A 20680-nucleotide genomic window follows, 5' to 3' on the forward strand; every position below is an offset into this window, starting at 1 on the left:
GCCCGAGGTGATGCACGATGACCGAGACCCAACAGGTGCGCGGCGAGCCGATGCCGGTGAAGGTCGAGCGATCCGGCCGCAGGCGCAGCGGCGGCCGGCCGACGCTCGACACGGTCGCCCGGCATGCGGGCGTCGGGCGCGGGACCGTCTCGCGCGTCATCAACGGCTCCCCCAAAGTCGCCGAAGACACCCGGGCGGCGGTCCTGGCCGCGATCAAGGAGTTGGGGTACGTCCCCAACCAGGCGGCCAGGACCCTCGTCACCCAGCGGACGGACACGGTGGCGCTCGTCGTCACCGAGTCGCAGGAGTGGCTGTGGAGCGAGCCGTTCTTCGCGGGGGTGCTGCGCGGGATCACCGAGCAGCTCGCCGAGGAGAACATGCGGCTGATGCTCACGTTCGCGCCGCGTGACGGCAACCGGGACGACCTCGAGTCCTACCTCATGGGCCAGCACGTCGACGGCGTCATGATGGTCTCCAGCCACTCGGGCGACCCGCTGCCCGAGCGGCTGGAGGACGCCGGGATCCCGATCGTGCTCTGCGGCACGCCCGTCGGGTTCCGGCCGATCGCGTACGTCGACTGCGACAACCGGTCCGGGGCGCGCCAGGCCGTGGAGTACCTGGCCGAGAAGGGCCACAAGCGGATCGGCCTCGTCGCGGGCCCGCAGGACATGGCCGTGGGCGTCGACCGCCTCAGCGGCTACCGGGACGGCCTGCGCGGCCACCGGCTGCCCGTCGAGGAGTCGCTGGTCTCGGTGGCCGAGGGCTTCGACGAGGCGAGCGGCATCAAGGCCGCCCGCGCCCTGTTCGACGGCGCCGGGCACCTCGACGCGGTGTTCGCGCACTCCGACCCCCTCGCGATCGCGACGCTCCGCGTGGCCCGGGAGCGGGGCATCCGCGTCCCCGAGGACCTGGCGCTGGTCGGGTTCGACGACTCGCCGCTCGCGGAGGTGGCCGAGCCGCCGCTGACGACGGTGCACCAGCCGACCGAGACGATGGGCCGCGAGATGGCGCGGCTGCTGTGCGGCCGCATCCGCGGCGAGGAGGCGGGACCGCTGGTCACCATCCTCGGCACGAGGATCGTGGTCCGCCAGTCGGCCTGAGGGCCCGGCGCGGTGGCGCCGCTCAGGACTGCGACGGCGCGGCTTCGGTCGCGATCGTCCGGAGCCGCGTGACTGGCGAGGCCAGCAGCACCGCGGTCCCGGCGGCGACGGGGAGCGCGAGGAGCAGATAGGCCGACTGGACCCCGACCCGGTCGGCGAGGACTCCGGCCGCGAGCGCCCCGAAGGGCGCGCCGCCCCAGGCGATCATGCGTCCGGTCGTGTTGACCCGGCCCTGCAGGTCGTCCGGGGTGAGCAGTTGGCGGACGGTGATGCCGTTGACGACGGCCGCGGTGTGCGCGAAGTCCCAGGCGACCCAGAGCAGCAGGGCGAGCCCGAGTCCGCCGGGTCCGGCCGTCGCCAGGGCGAGGATCATGGCGAGTTCGAGCGCGTAGACGGCGATCGAGGTGCGCCCGTAGCCGAGCCGGGAGGTCAGGCGGCGCAGCAGCAGCGCGCCGAGGAGCGATCCGGCGGCGGTGGCGCTGTAGAGGAGTCCGAGCCGCCAGTCGTCCACGTCGAGGAGTTCGTCGGCGTGGACGACGATGAGGCCGAGCGCGCCGCCGCCGGAGCACGCGATCCCGAAGCCCGCGAAGGTGAGCGCCCGGATCCGGTGCTCGGACCAGATGAAGCGCAGGCCCTCCGCGATGTCGGCGCGGACGCTCGCCGAGCGGGACGCGGCCCGTCCGGGCAGGGCGAGCCGCCGCAGCAGGAACGCCGAGACGGCGAACGTCAGCGCGTCGATCCCGATGACGGCCGCCGGCGAGGTGAGGGCGGCGAGGACCGCCGCGAGGGCGGGCGCGGCGATGCCGACGACCGTCGAGGTGGCGAAGATCAGCGAGTTCGCCTGCTGCAGGCGCGCCTTGCCGACGATCTGGGGCAGGGCTCCGAAGGCGGCGGCGTCGAACCACACGAACGCCGACCCGGCGGCGGCCACCACCGCGAGCACGTGAGCGGTCGAGCCGGCGCCGAGCAGGAACGCGACCGGCACCGTGGCGAGCAGCGCCGCGGCGAGGGCCTCGGCGCCGACCATGAGCCGCCGCCGGTCCACGCGGTCGGCGTGCGCCCCCGCCGGCAGCCCGAACACCAGGTACGGGGCGACGGCGAGGCCGGAGACGGCCGCGGTGGCCGTGGCGGATCCCGTCCGCTCCCAGACCAGCATCGGCACGGCCACCCCGGAGGCGGCCGTGCCGGCGAGGCTGGTCATGCGCGCGGCGTACCAGCGGCGGAATCCGGGGAGGGCGAGCAGCTCGCGGCCCGCCCGCCGGGTCCGGGTCATGCCCCGAACGCCTCGGGGTACAGGCCGGCCGCGACCGCGGCCACGGCGTCGATGTTGCCGAGCGAGCCGGGGTAGACGTCGGAGCTGGAGATGACGACGAGGCGGTCGTTCGCCACGGCGCTCACCTCGGGCAGCGTCCGCTGCAGGTAGTCGCGGGTGGCGGCCTCGTGCTCGGGGCCGTTGACGGCGAAGACGATCACCTCCGGGTCGGCGGCGGCGAGGGCCTCGGGGTTGATCTGGGCGGCGAAGAAGGAGGCGAACTCGGGGTCGTCGGGTCCGAAGACGTTCTCGCCGCCGGCCTGGCGGATGATGTCGTATTCGATGCCGGCGCCGATCGCGGTGAGCGCCTCGCCTTCGACGTAGACCTGGGCGACCGTGGGCGGTTCGAGCCCTTCGGTGCGGGCGTGGACGTCCTGGAGCGTCGCCTCGGCGTCGGCGGCGAGCGCTTCGGCCGCCTCCTCGACTTCGAAGACGGCGCCGAGGTTGGACAGGTCGGTGAACAGGTCGCTCACGGTGCCCTCCATGCGGCGGTCGGGGCAGCCGCCGGTGGCCGTGTAGGCGGCGACGTCGGCCTCGGCGAGCTGCTCGTGGCTGGCGAAGCCCTGCTCGGCGGTGAACTCGTAGTCGGTGGGGGCGTAGACGAAGTCGGGCTCGGCGTCCAGGAGCACTTCGCGGGTCGGCGGGGCGTCCTCGCTGAGGACGGGGATGTCGGCGGCCTGGTCGGCGATGTCCTCGCTGAGGGGTGCGGTGGCGGTCTGCGCCTGGCCGACGATGCGGTCGGCGAGGCCGAGCCGGATGAGCAGCTCGGTCTGGGTGGGGCTGAGGCCCACGATCGCCTGCGGCGGGCCGTCGACGGTGATCTCGCGGCCGCAGTTCTCGATGGTGAGCGCGGCGGCGGCGCTGTCGGCGCCGGCGTCGGCGACGTCGGAGCCGCAGGCGCTCAGGGCGACGAGCGCGCCGAGGGCGGTGAAGGCGGCGGCGGTGCGCCGCGCGGGTCGGGTGGTCATGGGGCGGTGTTCCTCTCGGGTTCGAGTGGGCTGAGGGCGAAGTGGGGCCTGCCGGTGGCGGGGTGGGCGAGCCGGTCGGCGCGCACCGCGAAGGCCTCGGCGATGAGGTCGGCGGTGAGCACGTCGTCGGGATCGCCGGAGGCGATGAGGCGGCCGTCTTGGAGCACGGCGACGCGGTCGCAGTATTCGACGGCGAGGTTGAGGTCGTGGAGTGCGGCGATGGTGGTGAGTCCGAGGTCGGCGACGAGTTGCATGAGTTCGAGTTGGAAGGTCACGTCGAGGTGGTTGGTGGGTTCGTCGAGCACGAGCACCGGGCAGTCCTGGGTGATGGCGCGCGCCAGGAGGATCCGCTGCTTCTCGCCGCCGGAGAGCACCGCGAACGGCCGGTCGGCGAGGTCGAGGGCCCCGACCCGCCCGAGGGCGGCCTCGGCGGCGGCGAGGTCGGCGGGGCCGTCGGCGCCGAAGCCGCGCTGGTGGGGGACGCGGCCGAGCATGACGACCTGGAAGGCGGTGAGGTCGTGCTCGGCGGCGCTCTCCTGGGCGACGACGGCGACGCGCTGCGCCGAGGCGCGGGCGCTCAAGCGCCACAGGTCGTCCCCGCCGACGAGGACGGTCCCCGAGGCGGGCCGGTGCAGCCGGTAGAGGCTGCGCAGCAGCGTGGACTTGCCGGACCCGTTCGGTCCCAGCAGCGCGAGTCTGCCGCCGCTGGCGACTTCGAGCGACACGCGGTCGACGACGCGGCGGCCGCCGAGGTCGATGGACACGTCCTTGATCGCGATCTTCATCGGTGCATCCCCGCGCCCGCGGCGCGCCCCCTTCGCATGAGCCACAGGAAGAACGGGGCGCCGACCACGGCCGTGACGATGCCGATGGGGATCTCGGTGGGGGACGCGGCGGTGCGGGCGGCGAGGTCGGCGGCCATGAGGAAGACGGCGCCGCCGAGCACGGCGACGGGCAGCATCCGCCGGTGGTCGCCGCCGACGGCGATGCGGCTGATGTGCGGGATGACGAGCCCGACGAAGCCGATGCCGCCGCTGACCGCGACGACGGCGCCGGTCAGCAGGGCGCAGGCGACGAGCAGCTGGCTGCGGAAGCGGTTGACGTCGACCCCGAGCGCGGTGGCGGTCTCGTCGCCGACCTGGAGGGCGTTGAGCGATCGGCTGCGCAGGAGGGCGAACGCCCACACCGCGCCGAGCACCGCCGCGGGCACGGCCAGCTGGCTCCACGTGGCGGCGGCGACGCTGCCCAGGAGGAAGAACAGGATGCTGAAGACGTTCTGCGCTTCAGTGGTGATGGTCAGGTAGCTGGTGACGGCGCTGAGCAGCGAGCCGAGCGCGACACCGGCGAGGATCAGCCGGGTCGGTGCGATGAGCCCGCCCTGCCGGGCCAGGAGGGAGACGGCCACGGCGGCGCCCAGCGCGCCCGCGAAGGCCGCTCCGCTGAGCGTCAATCCGACTGCCGCGGCCCCCGAGGTGATGACGAGCACCGCGCCGAGGCCGGCCCCGGCGGAGACGCCGAGCAGGTAGGGCTCGGCGAGCGGGTTGCGGACGAGCGCCTGCATGAGCGCCCCGGCGAGCGCGAGCCCGGCGCCGGCGATCCCGGCGAGCAGCGTGCGGGGCAGGCGGAACCGCCAGACGGCCTGGTCCTGCAGCGGCGTGAGGCTCCCGTCGGCCATCCAGGGCATGCCGGGCAGCAGGTGCCCGGTGATGAGCTGGAACGACTCGGCGAAGGTGACGTCGACGGTTCCCGTCGCGCCGGAGACGACCAGCACGCCGACGAGGGCGGCGAGCAGCGCAGCGGTCGCGAAGGGCGCGGCCCGGCTTGCGGTGCGGGAGGCGGGGCGGGTGGCGGTCACGGATCCTGCTCGGGGTCGAAGGGACGACCGCGGGCGGGGACCCGCGGCCGTCCCGACCTTACTAAGAATGAAAACGGATCTCATTACTCATATACGCGTGAGCGTGCTGCGCCACAGCCCCCGCGGCGCTCCCCTGCCAGCCGCACGTCACCGCGCTGCCGGAGCCGGGTGGGAGCGAGGGGAACGGGTGGCCACCGAGCACCGCGTACGCAGGAGGAGGTCGGGGCCGGTCATGCGGTGCGGCGCGTCGGCCGAGGGCATCGATCGCGACGGCCTTCGGCACGCCGCCTTCCGCGTGTCCAGTTATGACACAGGTGAGAGGGCCCGGCTTCGATCGAAGCCGGGCCCTCTCACTGCTGCCGCTGCGGATCAGGCGATGGCGTTGGCCCAGCTCCAGCCGGTCTGGATCTGAGTGCGTGCACCGAAATCGCCGGCGCCGTTGCCCTTGTAGAGGTACAGGGACCCGTCGGACTGCCGCCGGGCGAGCCAGTCGGCGTGCCCGTCGCCGTTGAAGTCCCCGACGGCGGCCACCGAGTCGTACCCGACCCAGTGACAGCTGATCTGGACGGCGGGCGTCAGCGTGCCGTTCCCTCTCCCGGCATAGAAGTACATGCAGTTGTCCGAACTGCGGATCGCGATCACGTCGGCGTGGCCGTCGTGGTTCAGGTCCCCGGCGGCCGTGATCTCCCGCATCGAGTTCCAACCGGTCCCGATCCTCACGCGCGAGCCGATGGCGCCGTTGCCCCTGCCCGCGTACAGCCACAGGTACCCGGTCGACTTCTCGCGGGCGAGCACGTCGACCGTGCCGTCGCCGTTGAAGTCGTGCCCGGACACGATGGCGCTCATCGCGTTCCAGCCGGTACCGATCCGGATCGGCGCACTGTGGCCCCCCTGCCCGTTGCCGGGGTAGAGGTAGAGCTCGCCGTTCGAGGCGACCCGCCCGATCAGATCGGCGAAGCCGTCGCCGTTCAGATCGCCGGCGGTCTCGATCACGCTCATGGTCTTGAGGCCCGTGCCCCAGGTGCCGATGGGCCCGAAACCGCCCGAGCCGTTCCCCGAGTAGAAGTAGAGCTTCCCGTCAGAGCCGCGCCGCGCGAACACGTCGGTCTTGCCGTCGCCGTTGTAGTCGTAGGTGCGGTCCGAGTCGGACGTCGGCAGATGGATCGCACCCCAGCCGGTGCTGACCGCCGCTTCGTCGGCGGCTGGGTTGCGGACCCCTGTGAGGGGGTTCAGGACCAGCTCACCCGTGCGCGAATCGACCGCCACGAGGTCGATGTACCCGTCGCCGTCCTGGTCTCCGGCCGCTGCGATCTCGGTGTAGACGCGGTCGGTGATCGGAATGCCGTCGCTGGTCTTCGGCAGCGCGGTCCGGTGCTCGAACGTGCGGTCGCCGTAATCCGTGTAGACGTAGTAAGTGCCGGTCCGGCTGTCCCTGGCGAGGAGCTGGTTCTGGGAATCGAAGCCCAGGTCGCCCACGGACGTCAGGGAGTCCATGGAGTTCCAGCCGGTGCCGATGGCGGTGGCCGCACCGAAGGTGCCGTCGCCGAGGCCGGGGTAGTAGAAGAGCTTGCCGTCCGATTTGCGGACGGCGAGCAGGTCCGGGCTGCCGCCGGCGGCGCCGACGCTGTCGTAGTCGTCGCCTGAGGTGAAGAGGCTCATCCCATTCCAGCCGCCGCCGACCCTGATGCGGGAACCGAAGGCGCCGTCGCCGTTGCCGGGGTAGGTGTACATGGTCCCTGTCGCCGTGTCGCGGGCGAGGAGGTCGGGGTCGCCGTCGCTGGTGAGGTCGCCGGCCATGACGACGTCCATCTTGTTCCAGCCGGTGGCGAGCGGGACCGGAGTGCCGAACGTGCCGTCGCCGTTGCCGGGGTAGAGGAGGAGCCTCCCGTCGGATTCGCGCGCTGCGACCAGGTCCTGGTAGCCGTCGCCGTCGAAGTCGTTGCGGTCGTGACTTGCCCTGAGGTCGAGCTGGAGGTGGTCCTCGTTGCCCGCCCGGTCGCTCAGTGTGAGATCCACGAGGTTGCCGCCCTCGGTGAGGGGGATTTCGAAGGAGAAGGCCGTGTCCGCTTCGAGCGTGCGCGGCCATCCCCCTCCGCAGGTGTCTTGGTAGTGGCAGTCGATCCTCAGCTCGTTGACGCCGTCGGGGAATCCGGCGTCGGCGACGGTGATCTCGATGGTGGCCTTGTCACCGACGTAGAGCGGGCCCGCGTCACCGGTGACGTCGACGAACTCGGGGCTCACGGTGTCGACGACGAAGTAGCAGGGGCGGGCCGTGTGCGTGAAGCCGTTCACGCCGGAGACCAACTGGTACTCCACGGCGTAGCGGCCATCGGGGAGTCCCTCCGGGATCGCTCCGACCCTGCCGCCTTCCACCGGCACCGGAGCGGGGTCGGTCGTGAGCGCCGTCTCGCCGGTCTCGTAGTCACGGACCACGGCGGTCCAACTGAGGTCGAGGTCGATCACATCGGCACCCCAGCCTCGGGCATAGATCGCGCGGTCGGCGGTGAAGGGGGTGGCGGCGGGATCGGCCGGGAAGGTGGAGCACAAGGTGTTCGCGATGAGGCCCACGATGTCGAAGTAGACGTCGAGCCGGGCCGAACCGCCGTGGAAGCGCGCGGTGTCGGCGCTTTCGAGCATGCCGAAGGCGACCTCCGAGGAGACCGTGGCGTCGGCCCATGCGGTGTTCACCGGCTCGGTGACGTCGTAGGTGACGACCTCGTCCTCGCACCGCGCCGCCACAGGATCCCCGGTGGCGGCGGGCTGCTCGCTCCAAGTGACCGTGGTGCCGTAGTCGGCGACCGGCACCAGGTCGGGCGTGCGGCAGGTGAACATCCCGTTCTCGTCGGGAGCGAGGTCGATGGAGAAGGTCGCTTGGTCGATCGGGAAGGACCACTGGTAATTGGTGTCCGGTTTGCGGAGATGGTTCGTCTTCAGCGAGGAGTAGAAGTTCCAGTACGAGGCCGCGTTCGCGGGTGTCGCGCAGTCGGTGCCGGCGGCGAATGCATCGCAGTAGGGGCCGACCCCGGCGTCGCCGTTCCCGCCGGAGTGTTCGAGGAGGCTCGTGCCCGCGCCGATGCCGCGGTAGGCGGCGAGGTCGGGGGCGGCGGAGGAGACGACGCCCCACTCGCCGATGCCGTAGCCGCTGTAGGCCCATTGCGTCGTGACCGTCAGCGGGAATGCGGCGGTGTCGAGCACGCTTTCGGACAGGCTCAGCGTGAGCGCGTCGCCGTCGAGTTGGAGTCCGACCGCGTTGAAGGCGCCTGCCGCGTCGAGCGCGGCGAACGGGGTCGTCCGGACTTCCTCATTGTCCGGAGCGGGGCCGGAGTACATGCGCAGCGTGTCGTTTTCGACAACTGCTTCGTAGCTCTCTTCAAGGATCAGCCCCGTCGCGAGGGCATGCCAGGCCTCGGCGCTGTCGACCGAGAATCGCAGTTCAGCGGAGGCGGCGTCCACTTCGACACTGAGATCGAGGCCCTCCGCCAGCTCGTCGTAAACGGCGGTGGTGTCCGCGTAAGCGGCGGCCGGCTTCTCGCCGGTCCACTCCAGGGCGCCGCCCGAGGCGTAGAAGAGCGGCTGCGTCGTATCGGTGTGATAGAGCCAGAACGGCCAAGGAGATTCGGTCTGGGCGAGCGACCCTTGGAAGTCCATCAGGGTCGGATCGACGACCGTGCCGTCGTCGCCGATCGAACCGGTCGGGTCGGCCGTGGCCTCCAAGTGCAGCTGGCCCGTGGGCGTGACGAAGAGCGTCGAATACGGCTCCGAGCGGTTGCCGATACGGACTTCGAAACCGCAGGCGGCGGCCGATGCGAAGGCAGTGGCCAGGGTGGACGCCAACGGGTCTTCGCCGAGTGCGTCGCAGTCGATGTCGGTCTGGGCCGTGGCGGTGCCGCCGGGGCAGGCCACCAGGGTCGCGCCGAGGACGGCCGCGGTGGCGGTCGCCGCTCGGCCGCGTCCGCGGCGGCGGAGCCTCTCGGGGGGAGCTTGCTTCATTCAGATGTCCTGAGGGAGTTCGCGAGGGGCAATGGACTTATGGCCGAATACCGGCTTCAATGACACGCGATTCGGGTAGAACCGGTTGCACGTGGTTCGGGGCCCGAAGTGAGGAACGTACTCGACCGGCCCGGACGGGCCGCGCGCCGGTCCGGTTCGACAGACTGGCTACTGCTGAGTAACATGTATCGTGATCGGCAACACCGCACCGTCGAGAGGTCGCCATGGGAGTCGTCCAAATCGTCACGGCCACGGTCGCGTTCGCGTACACCGCGGTCGCCATCTGGCTGTTCGTCCGAGGCGGGCTCAGTCTGCTCGAGCTCATCAGGCTCGGCACGCCCGACAAGACCCGGAAGGGCGACCGCGGCACACGGGTGAAGACCATGCTGCGGGAGTCCCTCGGCCACACCAGGATGCTGAAGTGGACCTGGATCGGGCTCGCGCACTGGCTCGTGTTCTTCGGGTTCTTCCTGCTGTTCCCGGTCCTGGCCCAGGCCTACCTGGAGACGCTCAACCCGACCTGGACGATCCCGTGGGTCGGGCACTGGTCGGTCTGGCTCTTCGTCTCCGAGATCATGGCGACGCTCACCGGGCTCGGCATCCTCGCGCTGTTCGCCGTCCGCATCGCCAGGCAGCCGAAGCTCCACGAGGTCCCGCCGCAGGGCCGGATCTCCGAAGCCGGGCAGCGGTCGTCCTCGTCGCGGTTCGAGAACTCCCGCCAGTGGCAGGCCTTCTACATCGAGGCCACGATCCTCGCGATCGTGCTGTGCTTCTTCACGATCCGATCGGCCGAGTGGGCGATGGGGGCCATCGACCAGACCTGGGCCTCGCCGATCTCCTCGCAGCTGGCGGCGCTGTGGTCGGGGCTGTCCGAGGAGTCGCTCCACACCCTCGTCACGGTGACGGCCGGCGTGAAGATCATCGTCTCCTGGACGTTCTTCCTCATCCTCGCGCTGGTCCCGTCGATGGGCATCGGCTGGCACCGCGTCACCGCGTTCTTCAACCTCTACTTCAAGCGGCACGCCGACGGCGCCGTCTCCCTGGGCGCGGCCAAGCCGATGCTCATCGACGGCGAACCGGCCGACTTCGAGACCGCCGACCCCGAGACGCAGCCGTTCGGCGTCGCGACCATCGGCGACTTCTCGTGGAAGGGCCTGCTCGACTTCTCGACCTGCACCGAGTGCGGCCGCTGCCAGTCGCAGTGCCCCGCTTGGAACACCGGCAAGCCCCTGTCGCCGAAGAAGCTCGTCACCGACCTGCGCGACCACCTGTACGAGCAGGCGCCGTACCTGAAGGCGGCCAAGATCGCGGCCGAGCGCGGCGGCGAGGACCCGCACGAGAAGATCAACATCATCGGCTCGGTGATCCACCCCGACGTGCTGTGGGCGTGCACGACCTGCGGGGCGTGCGTGGAGCAGTGCCCGGTCGACATCGAGCACGTCGACCACATCCTCGACCTGCGCCGCAACATGGTGATGATGGAGTCGGACTTCCCCGAGGAGGGGCAGACGATGCTGCGCAACCTGGAGAACAAGGGCAACCCGTGGGGCGAGAACCCGGCCCACCGCCTCAAGTGGGCCGAGCCGCTCGACTTCGAGGTGCCGATCGCCGAATCCGGCGGCGACTGGGAGTACCTGTACTGGGTCGGCTGCGCCGGGGCCTACGACCCCAAGGCGCAGAAGACCTCTCGCGCGGTGGCGACGCTCCTGCACGACGCGGGCGTGAAGTTCGCCGTCCTCGGCGAGGCCGAGACCTGCACGGGCGACTCGGCGCGGCGCATCGGGCACGAGTTCATGTACCAGATGCTCGCCGAGCAGAACGTCGAGACGCTGAACGAGGTCGGCGCGGTCAAGATCGTCGCCACCTGCCCGCACTGCCTGAACACCATCGGCAACGAGTACGAGGAGCTCGGCGGCAAGTACGAGGTCGTGCACCACACCGAGCTGTTGAACGACCTGGTGAACGCCGGCAAGATCACGCCGGTGGAGCAGCACGAGGGCAAGCTGACGTACCACGACCCGTGCTACCTGGGCCGGCACAACCGGATCTTCACGCCGCCGAGGGAGCTGATCGGTTCGTTCGCGGAGGTCACCGAGATGCCGCGCAACGCCGAGCAGTCGTTCTGCTGCGGCGCGGGCGGCGCCCGCATGTGGCTGGAGGAGCCGCTGGGCAAGCGCGTGAACCGCGAGCGGGCCGACGAGGCCGTGGCGACCGGGGCGAACACGGTGGCCGTGGGCTGCCCGTTCTGCTCGACGATGCTCCGCGACGGCGTGGCCGACGCGGGCCGCGAGGACGTCGAGGTCGTCGACATCGCGCAACTGCTGGCGAGGACCCAGGAGAAGCGAGCCGAAGCGGCCGCCGCGACGACGAACGAGTAACGACGGATTCACCCCGGACCCCCGTGCCGCTCACGGCATCGGGGGTCCTTCGTCTGTCCGTTTCGAAGAGTGGGGCCGAGAAACGCCCGAATCCCGGGAACGGCTGCCGGACTCCCGCGGCATCGCCGCAGGGGCGCTCCTGCGCATGCCCGTTTCACAGGCCGGCGCCGGAAACGCCCGCCGGCTACGCGATCGGCTCCCGGCCGAAGTAGGCGCGCAGCATTGCCGCCGATTCCGCCTCCAGGACGCCGCCGTAGACCTCGGGGTTGTGGTTGAGCCTCGGATCGCGCGCGACGTCCCACAGCGAGCCCACCGCGCCCGTCTTCGGTTCCCAAGCGCCGAACACGATTTCACCCACTCGTGCGAGGACCGCCGCCCCTGCGCACATCGTGCACGGCTCCAGCGTGACCACGAGCGTGCACCGTTCGAGCCGCCAGCCGTCCCCATGGGCGGCCGCCGCCTCGCGCAAGGCGAGCACCTCGGCGTGCGCGGTCGGGTCGCCCAGGGCCTCGCGGGCGTTGGCCGCCGCGGCCAGTTCGCGACCGTCGGGGCCGATGACGAGCGCGCCCACCGGCAGGTCGCGGCGGGGTCCGGCGGCCGGGTCACGGCGGTGGAGTGCGGCGGGTGCCGCTGCGGCGTCCGCTGGAGGCGGGGTCGTTGCGGGGTCCACCGCGTCGGGCCTCGCAGCGGGAGCCGGGGCGGCTTCGGCCGGGTGTGCCGGGTCGCCCGGCCGGTGCGGGGCCGCCGCTCCCGCCGGGAGGCCGCCGGCGGTGCGCGCGACCTCCAGGGCGCGCCGCATCCACCGTTCGTGGCGCTCGCGGCGGGACTGCATCGGGGGCTGAGGGGCTACGCGCCGACCGCGTCTTCCAGGGCCTCGGTGAAACCGAGCGTCTTGGCGACCTCGGCGACCACGTCCGAGGGCATCATGCCCTCCTTGGCGCACAACGCGAGCAGCGTCGAACCGGGCACGCCCAGGTCGCCCAGCACGTCCGCCTCGCCCACCGGCTCGGCGTCGAGCTCGGTCGGGCGAGCCGAGATCGACTCCTCGTCCTCGGTGTCGATCTCCTCGGTGTCCTCGGGTTCGAGGTCGCCGAGGAGGGCCTCGCCCAGGCGCGACTGCGATGCGTACTCGGCGTCGGAGCCGAAGGTGCGCAGGTCGTCGCCGTTGTCGAGGCGCATCACCGTCAAGTACTCGTCGTCGGCGTCGACGAAGAGCAGCGTCAGGTCGGCGTCAGGGAAAGCCTCACGCATGACCTCGGCCGCGTCCTCGACATCGGCAACAGCGTCGAGGTCGACCTCAGCGGCCTCCCACTCGTCGCCCTCGCGGCCCACAGCCACAGCGAAATACGACACGATCCGTCCCCGTCTTCTCACTCATTGGAACCAGCGGCCCGACCGGGCAGCCGTTCGATACGACCTACTGAAGGATGTGGCGGCCTGCGTTGATGTAACCACAGGATCCAATCGCCGGTCAGCAAAAGATACAGCTCGCATGAGAGGCCTGTGACCCCAGCGGCCGTCCCTGCGACCGCCGCTACGCCGACCGCGGCCCCGCGGTCACCGTAGCGCGCCAGGAGTGCTGCGACGACAGCCCCGATCGTACTCGCGGCCAAAGTCACCCAGGCGAAGCCCGCCGCGGTCGGGGCCGCTTCACCGGTCGACCTCGCGTACGCCAAGAGCCACAACAGCACCCACAGTCCGCTCAGCGCCGCCCCGGCGGCGACGGGGCCGACGCGGACAGGATGGGGCTCCCTCCAGCGGGGCCTTCCGGTGCGCGGTGGAGGCACTCCGGGGGCGGCCCAGGAGGTGGGCCCGATGGGTCCCTCATGCATAGGTCACAGGGTACGCAGAGGGCGGTGCCATCGGCAGCGGCATCACCGGCTGCGCGGGGGCCTCGACGGGCCGCATCTGGCCGTCGGGGAACGTGATGTGGTACCTGCGACCGTCCCAGAGGGCCGGGGGCGTGTACGGGTCCACGCCGGTGTAGACGGCCCTGGCGGCGCTGATGCGGTGCACGGCATGCTCGACGGCCCGCTCGTCCCACGGCCGGCCGATGCCGGCGAGGTCGTACTCCTCGGCGATGTCGGAGGCGGCGCGCTGGAAGTCCTTCATCGCGCGCTCGCCGTGGGGGCCCGCGTAGCGGCGGGCCCAGGCGCGCGCGGAGGCGCGGCGCGAGAACGTCGCGAGGGACGCGAGCTCGGGCGGCGAGACCTGCCCGGCGGCGCACAGCGGCGCGAGCATCCGCTCGGTGCGGCGGGCGTCGGCCGCGCGCAGCCACAGGGCCGCGCCGACCATGGTGAAGAACAGCGGCGCCAGGAACGCCGGGTAGAGCGCGAACCACAGCGCGGGCATGTCGAGGTTGACGCCGAGGACGGACGAGCCGTTCCACAGGGCGTGGAGGGCCATGCCGCACAGCAGCATCCCGATGATCCACACGGTCTGGACGCCCTTGCGTCCGGGACGGCGGGCGGCCTTGCCGAGGCCGATCGCGGACAGGCCGGTCATGAGCGGGTGGGCGAACATGGTCGCGAGGCCGCGGACGACGACCAGCAGCGTGACCTGCGCGATCCCGGCGGCGGCGTCGAGGGACTCGGCTCCGTACAGGTAGGCGCCGGAGGCGTAGAGGACGTTCTCGGACACCGCGAATCCGGCCCCGGCGAGCCCGCAGTAGACGAGGGCGTCGAGGGTGCCGGTGAGGTGGCGGCGGGCGAACCAGTAGACGAGGAGCGGCCCCAGGAGCTTCGCGATCTCCTCGATGACGGGGGCGGAGACGACGGCGGCGAGGTTCTGGTCGTAGCCGTTCTTCTCGAGCAGGTAGGCCGCGCCGGTGTTCACGGCGAGCGAGATCGCGGTCGAGACGCACGCGCCCCAGCCGAAGCAGAACGCGAGGACGAGCCACGGGCGGCGGCGGTACCGGCCGAGCCACAGGAACGCGCCCACGAGGATCGGTGCGGGCAGCAGCGCCGCCGTGAGGCCCACCGCGGCGGCGCGGGCGCCCGCGCCTTCGACGATGGCCCAGGCGAGGACGGTGCCGCCGCCGGCGAACAGGAGCAGCGTGCCGGTGACGACGAGCGCCCGGTTCTTGCGGGCCAGGCCGATCCAGGCGAGGGCCACGCCGCCGAGCGTGAGGATCCCGGCGGTCCAGAGGATCGCCTGCGCGGTGCTGCTGAGGTTCATCGGGTGCGCTCCTGGTCGGCGCCGCCCTCCGCGTCGCCGGTGGGGTCGGATTCGACGGTGCCCCCGAAGCCGCCCGTGCCGGCCGTGCGGCGGGGGTCGCCGGTCGCGGCCGTGTCGCCGTCGCGGTCCGCACCGCTGAAGCCGGCGGTGCGGTCGGCGGGATCGTCCTCGGCGGCGCCGGCGGGTTCGAGCGGCTCCTCGGCGGCCTCGCGGATGACGAAGTGCTCGCCGATGCCGGAGACGGACAGGAGTCGCTTGAGGAAGTCGCCGAGGTTGGCGAGGACGAGGACGGCCCGGGAGCGGGCCGCTGCACGGGCGAGGATGACGAGGGTGCCGAGGCCGCGCGAGTCGCAGAACGTCACGCCGCGCATGTCGAGAACCACCCGTACGGGGTCCTCGGTGAGGGCGTCGTCCACGGCTGCGGAGAGCCGCGGTGCGGTGTGCAAGTCGATTTCGCCGCTCAGCAGCACGATCGTCTCGTTCGCCTCGCGGTATACCGAGATGTCGAGCTTCTGGTGCGCCACGGGACCAACCCTAACCGGTTTCACGGCGAGGCAGCAGCCCCGGCGGCCCATTGAACGCGAAACCTTGCCGCGCTTGCCGTCGGCACCCGGCGCGAGCAGCGATGCCGAACCTCGCTGTCACCGTGGGGACCGCGTCGGTCGACGGCCCGCACGCGCCGCCCGGACCGAGTCGGGGTCGAGGTCGCGACCGGACCCGTCCAGGGCGCACAGGAGCCGTGCTGACATCGCCCTACCGGTCGTGCCGCACCCCGATGTCAGGGTTAAGACCCGAGCCGGGGCCGCGCCGCTTCAGCAGGCGCCGCCTACACCGGGCCGGGCTCCAGCAGGGCCAGGATGCGTTCGATCTCCGGGTCGGCCTCGCGGCCCTCCTGCCACTCGGCGAGGGCGTCGCGCACCTGGTCGAGCCGCTTCGTCAACAGGCCTTCGCGTTCGCGGAGGTCCTTCGTGCGCTCCGACGTCTGCCGCAGCGCCTGCCCCTGCGCCCACAGGTCGATGAAGACCTTCACCTTGGTGCGGAGCATCCACGGGTCGAACGGCTTCGTGATGTAGTCCACCGCGCCCACCGAGTAGCCGCGCATCGCCAGGTGCGCGTCCCGGTCGGCGGCGGTGAGGAAGATGATCGGCGTGTGCCGGGTCTTCTCGCGCTGCTTGATGTGCCGCGCGGTCTCGAACCCGTCCATGCCCGGCATCTGCGCGTCCAGCAGGATCGCCGCGTAGTCCTCCGCCAGCAGCCGCTTCAGCGCCTCCTCGCCGGAGGTCACCGCGATCGTGTTCACCGGCAGCCCTTGGAGAATCGCCTCGAGTGCGAGGAGATTCTCGGATCTGTCGTCAACGAGCAGGACGCGAGCGGTGCTCATTCGGTGCCTCCAACGGTCGGTCCGCCATTGTCGCCTTCGGAGTCTCCGCCGCGGCGCTCGGGGGCGTCCGCATGTGCGCCGCCTCGCGGTGCCGACCCGCCCGCGAAGCCGTTGCCCGAATCGTTCCCGATCCACTGCGACATGGTGTCGAGCAGCAGGTCCAGGTCGACCGGCTTCGTCAGGTACGCGCTCGCGCCGGCCTCGACGGACTTCTCCCGCTGCTCGGCGAGCGCCTGCGCGGTGAGGAACACGATCGGCAGGTCCGCGTACTGCGGCATCCGCCGGATGACGCGCGTGGTCTCGTTCCCGTCCATGCCCGGCATCATCGAGTCCATGAGGACGATGTCGATGTCCGGGTGCTGCTGAAGCGCGTCGATGCCGTCCGCGCCGTTCTCGGCGTAGTGGACCTCGATCCCGTGCAGCTCGAGCGCCGCGGTCAGCGCGAAGACGTTGCGGATGTCGTCGTCGACGATGAGGACCGTGGCGCCTTCGAGCTGCTGCGCGGCCGCCGACGACGAGGGCGTCTCGGGCGCGCCGGTGAGGATCCCCGGCGAGGGCTCGCGCACGGGCGGCAGTTCGCTCGGCAGGGGCGAGAAGTCGCCGTCGGCGTCGATCTCCACGGGCACCACGAACGTGAACTTCGAGCCGGCGTCGCCGGTGTGCTCGATGAACACGTCGCCGCCGAGCATCTGCGAGAGCGACTTCGAGATCGACAGTCCGAGGCCGGTGCCGCCGAAGTTGCGGCGGGTCGTGCCGTCGGCCTGCTGGAACGGCTCGAAGATGATGCCCTTCTTGGACTCGGCGACGCCGATGCCGGTGTCGATGACGCTGAAGGCGAGCCGCTCGGCGGCCGCGTTCAGGTGCGGGGCGTCGAAGCGCAGGTCCGCGGGGACGCGCCGCACCGCGAGCGTGACCGACCCGACGCGCGTGAACTTCACGGCGTTCGAGAGGAGGTTCCGCAGGACCTGCTGGAACTTCTGGCCGTCGGTCTGCATCAGCTGCGGGACGCCGTTGCCGACGTCCACGGCGAACTGGAGGCCCTTGTCCTCGGCCTGCGGCCGGAACGCGGCCTCGATGTCCCCCAGGGTCTCCGCGAGGTCGACCGGATGCACGGCCACGTCCATCCGCCCGGCCTCGATCTTCGACAGGTCGAGGATGTCGTCGATGAGCGTGAGCAGGTCGGTGCCGGCGTTGTAGATCGTCCGGGCGAACTCGATCTGCCGGTCGGTGAGGTTGCCGTCGGCGTTCTCCGAGAGCAGCCGCGCGAGCAGCAGCAGCGAGTTCAGCGGGGTGCGCAGCTCGTGCGAGACGTTCGCGAGGAACTCGGACTTGTACTTCGAGGCCTGCGCGAGCTGCTCGGCCTTCTCCTCGATGTCCTTGCGGGCGGTCTCGACCTCTTCGTTCTTGAGCTCGATCGCCTTGTTCTGCGCGGAGAGCAGCTGCGCCTTCTCCTCCAGCTCGACGTTGGTCTCCTGGAGCCGGTTCGACTGGGCGCGCAGCTCCTGGGCCATGCGCTGCGACTCGCGCAGGAGGACCTCGGTGCGGGCGTTGCCCTCGATCGTGGCGAGCGTGACGCCGACGTTCGGCGCGAGCGCGTCCAGGAACCGCTTGTGCAGCCCGGAGTAGGTGTTGAACGAGGCGAACTCGATGACGCCGCGCACCTTGTCGCCGAACTGGACCGGCAGGATGATGAGGTCGGTCGGGGTGGCCTGGCCGAGCCCGGAGGAGATCTCCAGGTACCCCTCGGGGATGTCGTGCAGGTGGATGGTGCGCTTGGACGCGGCGGCCTGGCCGACCATGCCCTCGTTGTCCTCGATGACCTTCTTCTCGCCGGGGCTGGGGTGCCCGTACACGGCGTTGAGCCGGTAGGTGACGTGCCCGGAGACGTCCTCGTGGCGGACGTAGAACGTGGAGGTCTGCGCGTCGATGAGCGGCGTGACCTCGTCGAGGACCATGCGGGTGACCTCTTCGACGCCCCTGCGGCCCTGGAGGAGCGAGGAGATCCGGGCGAGGTTGGAGTTGAGCCAGTCCGCGTCGGTGTTCTGGCGGGTCTTGTCGCGCAGGGCGGTGATCATCTGGTTGATCGACTCGGTGAGGTCGGCGATCTCGCCGGCGGCCTCGAAGTCGACCGACTGGGTGAGGTCGCCGCGGGCGACGGCGTGCGCGACGTTGGCGATGGCCCGCAGCTGCAGCGTCAGGGTCGCGGCGAGCGAGTTCACGTTGCGGGTCAGGGCGAGCCAGGTGCCGGAGACCCCGGCGACTTCGGCCTGGCCGCCGAGGTTGCCCTCGACGCCGACCTCGCGGGCGACGCGGGTGACCTCCGTGGCGAAGCTGGAGAGCTGGTCGACCATGGTGTTGACGGTGGTCTTCAGCTCCAGGATCTCGCCCTGCGCGTCGACGGTGATCTTCTGGTTCAGGTCGCCCTTGGCGACTGCGGTGGTGACCTTGGCGATGTCGCGGACCTGGCTGGTCAGGTTCGAGGCCATCGAGTTCACGTTGTCGGTGAGGTCCTTCCAGGTTCCGGAGACGCCCTGGACGTTCGCCTGGCCGCCGAGGCGGCCCTCGGTGCCCACTTCGCGGGCCACGCGCGTGACTTCGCCCGCGAAGCTGGAGAGCCGGTCCACCATGGCGTTCATGGTCGATTTGAGTTCGAGGATCTCGCCCTGGGCGTCGACGGTGATCTGCCGGTTGAGGTCGCCTCGGGCGACCGCGCTCGCGACGGAGGAGATGTTCCGCACCTGGCTGGTCAGGTTGGAGGCCATCGAGTTCACGTTGTTGGTGAGGGCCTCCCAGATGCCGGAGACGCCTTGGACGTTGGCCTGGCCGCCGAGCTTGCCGTCGGTGCCGACCTCGCGGGCCACGCGCGTGACCTCGTCGGCGAACTGGGACAGCTGCGCCACCATCGAGTTCATCGTCGACTTGAGTTCGAGGATCTCGCCCTGGGCGTCGACGGTGATCTGCCGGTTGAGGTCGCCGGCGGCGACCGCGCTGGCCACCGACGAGATGTTCCGCACCTGCGAGGTGAGGTTCGCGGCCATGAGGTTGACGTTGTCGGTGAGGTCCTTCCAGGTGCCCGACACGCCCGGCACGTCCGCCTGGCCGCCGAGGCGGCCCTGCGAACCCACTTCACGGGCCACCCGGGTCACTTCGTCCGCGAAGCGGGACAACTGGTCGACCATCGTGTTCACGGTGCTCTTGACCTCGGCGACCTCGCCGGCGGCCTTGACGGTGATCTTCTGGCTGAGGTCGCCCGCGGCGACCGCGCTGGTGACCTTCGCGATGTTGCGGACCTGCTCGGTGAGGTTCGCGGCCAGCTGGTTCACGTTCTGGGTGAGGTCGCGCCAGGTCCCGGAGACGCCGAACACCTGGGCCTGGCCGCCCAGCCGCCCGTCGGTGCCGACCTCGCGGGCCACGCGCGTGACCTCGTCCGCGAAGTTGGAGAGCTGGTCGACCATGGTGTTGACGGTGGTCTTCAGCTCCAGGATCTCGCCCTGCGCGGGCACGGCGATCTTCTGGTTCAGGTCGCCGCGGGCGACGGCGCTGGTGACCTTGGCGATGTCGCGCACCTGGTCGGTGAGGCTGGAGGCCATGTCGTTCACCGAGTCGGTGAGGTCCTTCCAGGTGCCCGACACGCCCGGCACGTCCGCCTGGCCGCCGAGGCGGCCCTCGGTGCCGACCTCGCGGGCCACGCGCGTGACCTCGCCGGCGAAGACCTGAAGGGTCGCGGTGAGGGAGTTGATGGTGTCGGCGAGCTGCGCGACCTCGCCGGAGGCCTTGACGGTGATCTTCTGGTTGAGGTCACCGGAGGCGATGGCCTGCGTCACCGTGGAGATCGAGCGGACCTGCTCGGTCAGGTTGGAGGCCATGGTGTTCACCGCGTCGGTGAGCGACCGCCAGGTGCCGGAGACGCCCTGGACGTCGGCCTGCCCGCCGAGCTGGCCTTCCGTGCCCACTTCGCGGGCCACGCGCGTGACCTCCCCGGCGAAGGAGCGCAGGAGCCCGACCATCTGGTTGACGGTCTCGCCGAGGCGGCGGAACTCGCCGCGCAGCTGCTTGCCCTCGATCTCCAGGGCGGCCTCCTGCGAGAGGTCCCCGGCGGCGACGGCTTCGAGCACGCGCCCGAGTTCGGTGGTGGGCCGCACGAGCTCTTCGACGAGCCGGTTGACGCTGGCCGCGCCCTCGGACCAGCCGCCGTCGAGGTGCTCGATGACGAGCCGGTGGTTCCAGGAGCCCTCCTGGCCGACGACGCGGGCGATGAGCGCGAGGTCGCGGGTCTGCCGGTCGGCCTGCTCGACCACGGCGTTGAACCGGTCGACGACCTCCCCGGCGAGTCCCTCGCCCCGCGGCAGCCGCACCGAGAAGTCGCCGCGCTCCACCGCGCCCAGCGCGTCGGCCAGGCTTCGGAGCAGGTCGGACTCATCGGTCGTACGGGAAACGGTGTCCGTCATGGCGTGGTTCCTCAGCTGCGGAGACAGGCTTGCCTAACAGGTTGTCACATCAACCGGGCAAACGTGAAGGC

Annotated in this window: 13 protein-coding genes; 2 read left to right on the forward strand and 11 right to left on the reverse strand. The window is 71.2% G+C overall.

The window, feature by feature from the left end:
• Positions 1-17 precede the first annotated feature (17 nt).
• A complete protein-coding gene (locus K3N28_RS16285) occupies positions 18-1100 on the forward strand; it encodes a LacI family DNA-binding transcriptional regulator (RefSeq protein WP_228093603.1) in 1083 nt (360 codons plus the stop codon).
• Between the two features lie 22 nt (positions 1101-1122).
• On the opposite strand, the gene K3N28_RS16290 is transcribed toward K3N28_RS16285, so the two are convergent.
• From K3N28_RS16290 to K3N28_RS16310, 5 genes are all read right to left on the reverse strand, one after another.
• Entirely contained in the window at positions 1123-2373 is a 1251-nt protein-coding gene (locus tag K3N28_RS16290; RefSeq protein WP_228093604.1) for an MFS transporter, read from the reverse strand.
• On the reverse strand, positions 2370-3380 hold the full coding sequence (locus K3N28_RS16295) for an ABC transporter substrate-binding protein (protein ID WP_228093605.1): 1011 nt from the start codon (positions 3378-3380) through the stop codon (positions 2370-2372). Before K3N28_RS16295 ends, K3N28_RS16290 begins: the two co-directional genes overlap by 4 nt.
• A complete protein-coding gene (locus tag K3N28_RS16300; protein WP_228093606.1) occupies positions 3377-4165 on the reverse strand; it encodes an ABC transporter ATP-binding protein in 789 nt (262 codons plus the stop codon). The genes K3N28_RS16295 and K3N28_RS16300 overlap by 4 nt, the downstream gene beginning before the upstream one ends.
• Complete coding sequence (locus tag K3N28_RS16305; protein ID WP_228093607.1) at positions 4162-5235, reverse strand: iron ABC transporter permease; 1074 nt, start codon at positions 5233-5235, stop codon at positions 4162-4164. The genes K3N28_RS16300 and K3N28_RS16305 overlap by 4 nt, the downstream gene beginning before the upstream one ends.
• Positions 5236-5604: 369 nt before the next feature.
• On the reverse strand, positions 5605-9225 hold the full coding sequence (locus tag K3N28_RS16310; protein WP_228093608.1) for a VCBS repeat-containing protein: 3621 nt from the start codon (positions 9223-9225) through the stop codon (positions 5605-5607).
• Positions 9226-9449: 224 nt separating this feature from the next.
• On the opposite strand from K3N28_RS16310, the gene K3N28_RS16315 reads away from it, so the two are divergent.
• Entirely contained in the window at positions 9450-11603 is a 2154-nt protein-coding gene (locus K3N28_RS16315; protein WP_228093609.1) for a (Fe-S)-binding protein, read from the forward strand.
• Positions 11604-11787: 184 nt separating this feature from the next.
• On the opposite strand, the gene K3N28_RS16320 is transcribed toward K3N28_RS16315, so the two are convergent.
• The 6 genes from K3N28_RS16320 to K3N28_RS16345 all read right to left on the reverse strand — a co-directional run bounded on the left by K3N28_RS16320 (position 11788) and on the right by K3N28_RS16345 (position 20609).
• Positions 11788-12273, reverse strand: coding sequence for a nucleoside deaminase (locus K3N28_RS16320; protein ID WP_374209808.1), 486 nt, complete (start codon positions 12271-12273; stop codon positions 11788-11790).
• A 176-nt stretch (positions 12274-12449) separates the two neighbouring features.
• Positions 12450-12956 carry a tRNA adenosine deaminase-associated protein gene (locus K3N28_RS16325; RefSeq protein WP_228093611.1) on the reverse strand — a complete coding sequence of 169 codons (507 nt, stop codon included), beginning with the start codon at positions 12954-12956 and terminating at the stop codon, positions 12450-12452.
• 471 nt (positions 12957-13427) lie between these two features.
• Positions 13428-14780, reverse strand: coding sequence for a PrsW family intramembrane metalloprotease (locus K3N28_RS16330; RefSeq protein WP_228093612.1), 1353 nt, complete (start codon positions 14778-14780; stop codon positions 13428-13430).
• On the reverse strand, positions 14777-15304 hold the full coding sequence (locus tag K3N28_RS16335; RefSeq protein WP_228093613.1) for an STAS domain-containing protein: 528 nt from the start codon (positions 15302-15304) through the stop codon (positions 14777-14779). Before K3N28_RS16335 ends, K3N28_RS16330 begins: the two co-directional genes overlap by 4 nt.
• 302 nt (positions 15305-15606) lie before the next feature.
• Entirely contained in the window at positions 15607-16161 is a 555-nt protein-coding gene (locus K3N28_RS16340; RefSeq protein ID WP_228093614.1) for a PleD family two-component system response regulator, read from the reverse strand.
• Positions 16158-20609 carry a HAMP domain-containing protein gene (locus K3N28_RS16345; RefSeq protein ID WP_228093615.1) on the reverse strand — a complete coding sequence of 1484 codons (4452 nt, stop codon included), beginning with the start codon at positions 20607-20609 and terminating at the stop codon, positions 16158-16160. Before K3N28_RS16345 ends, K3N28_RS16340 begins: the two co-directional genes overlap by 4 nt.
• Between the last annotated feature and the right edge of the window lie 71 nt (positions 20610-20680).

The organism is Glycomyces sp. TRM65418, assembly GCF_019710475.1.
Lineage (GTDB): Bacteria > Actinomycetota > Actinomycetes > Mycobacteriales > Micromonosporaceae > Glycomyces.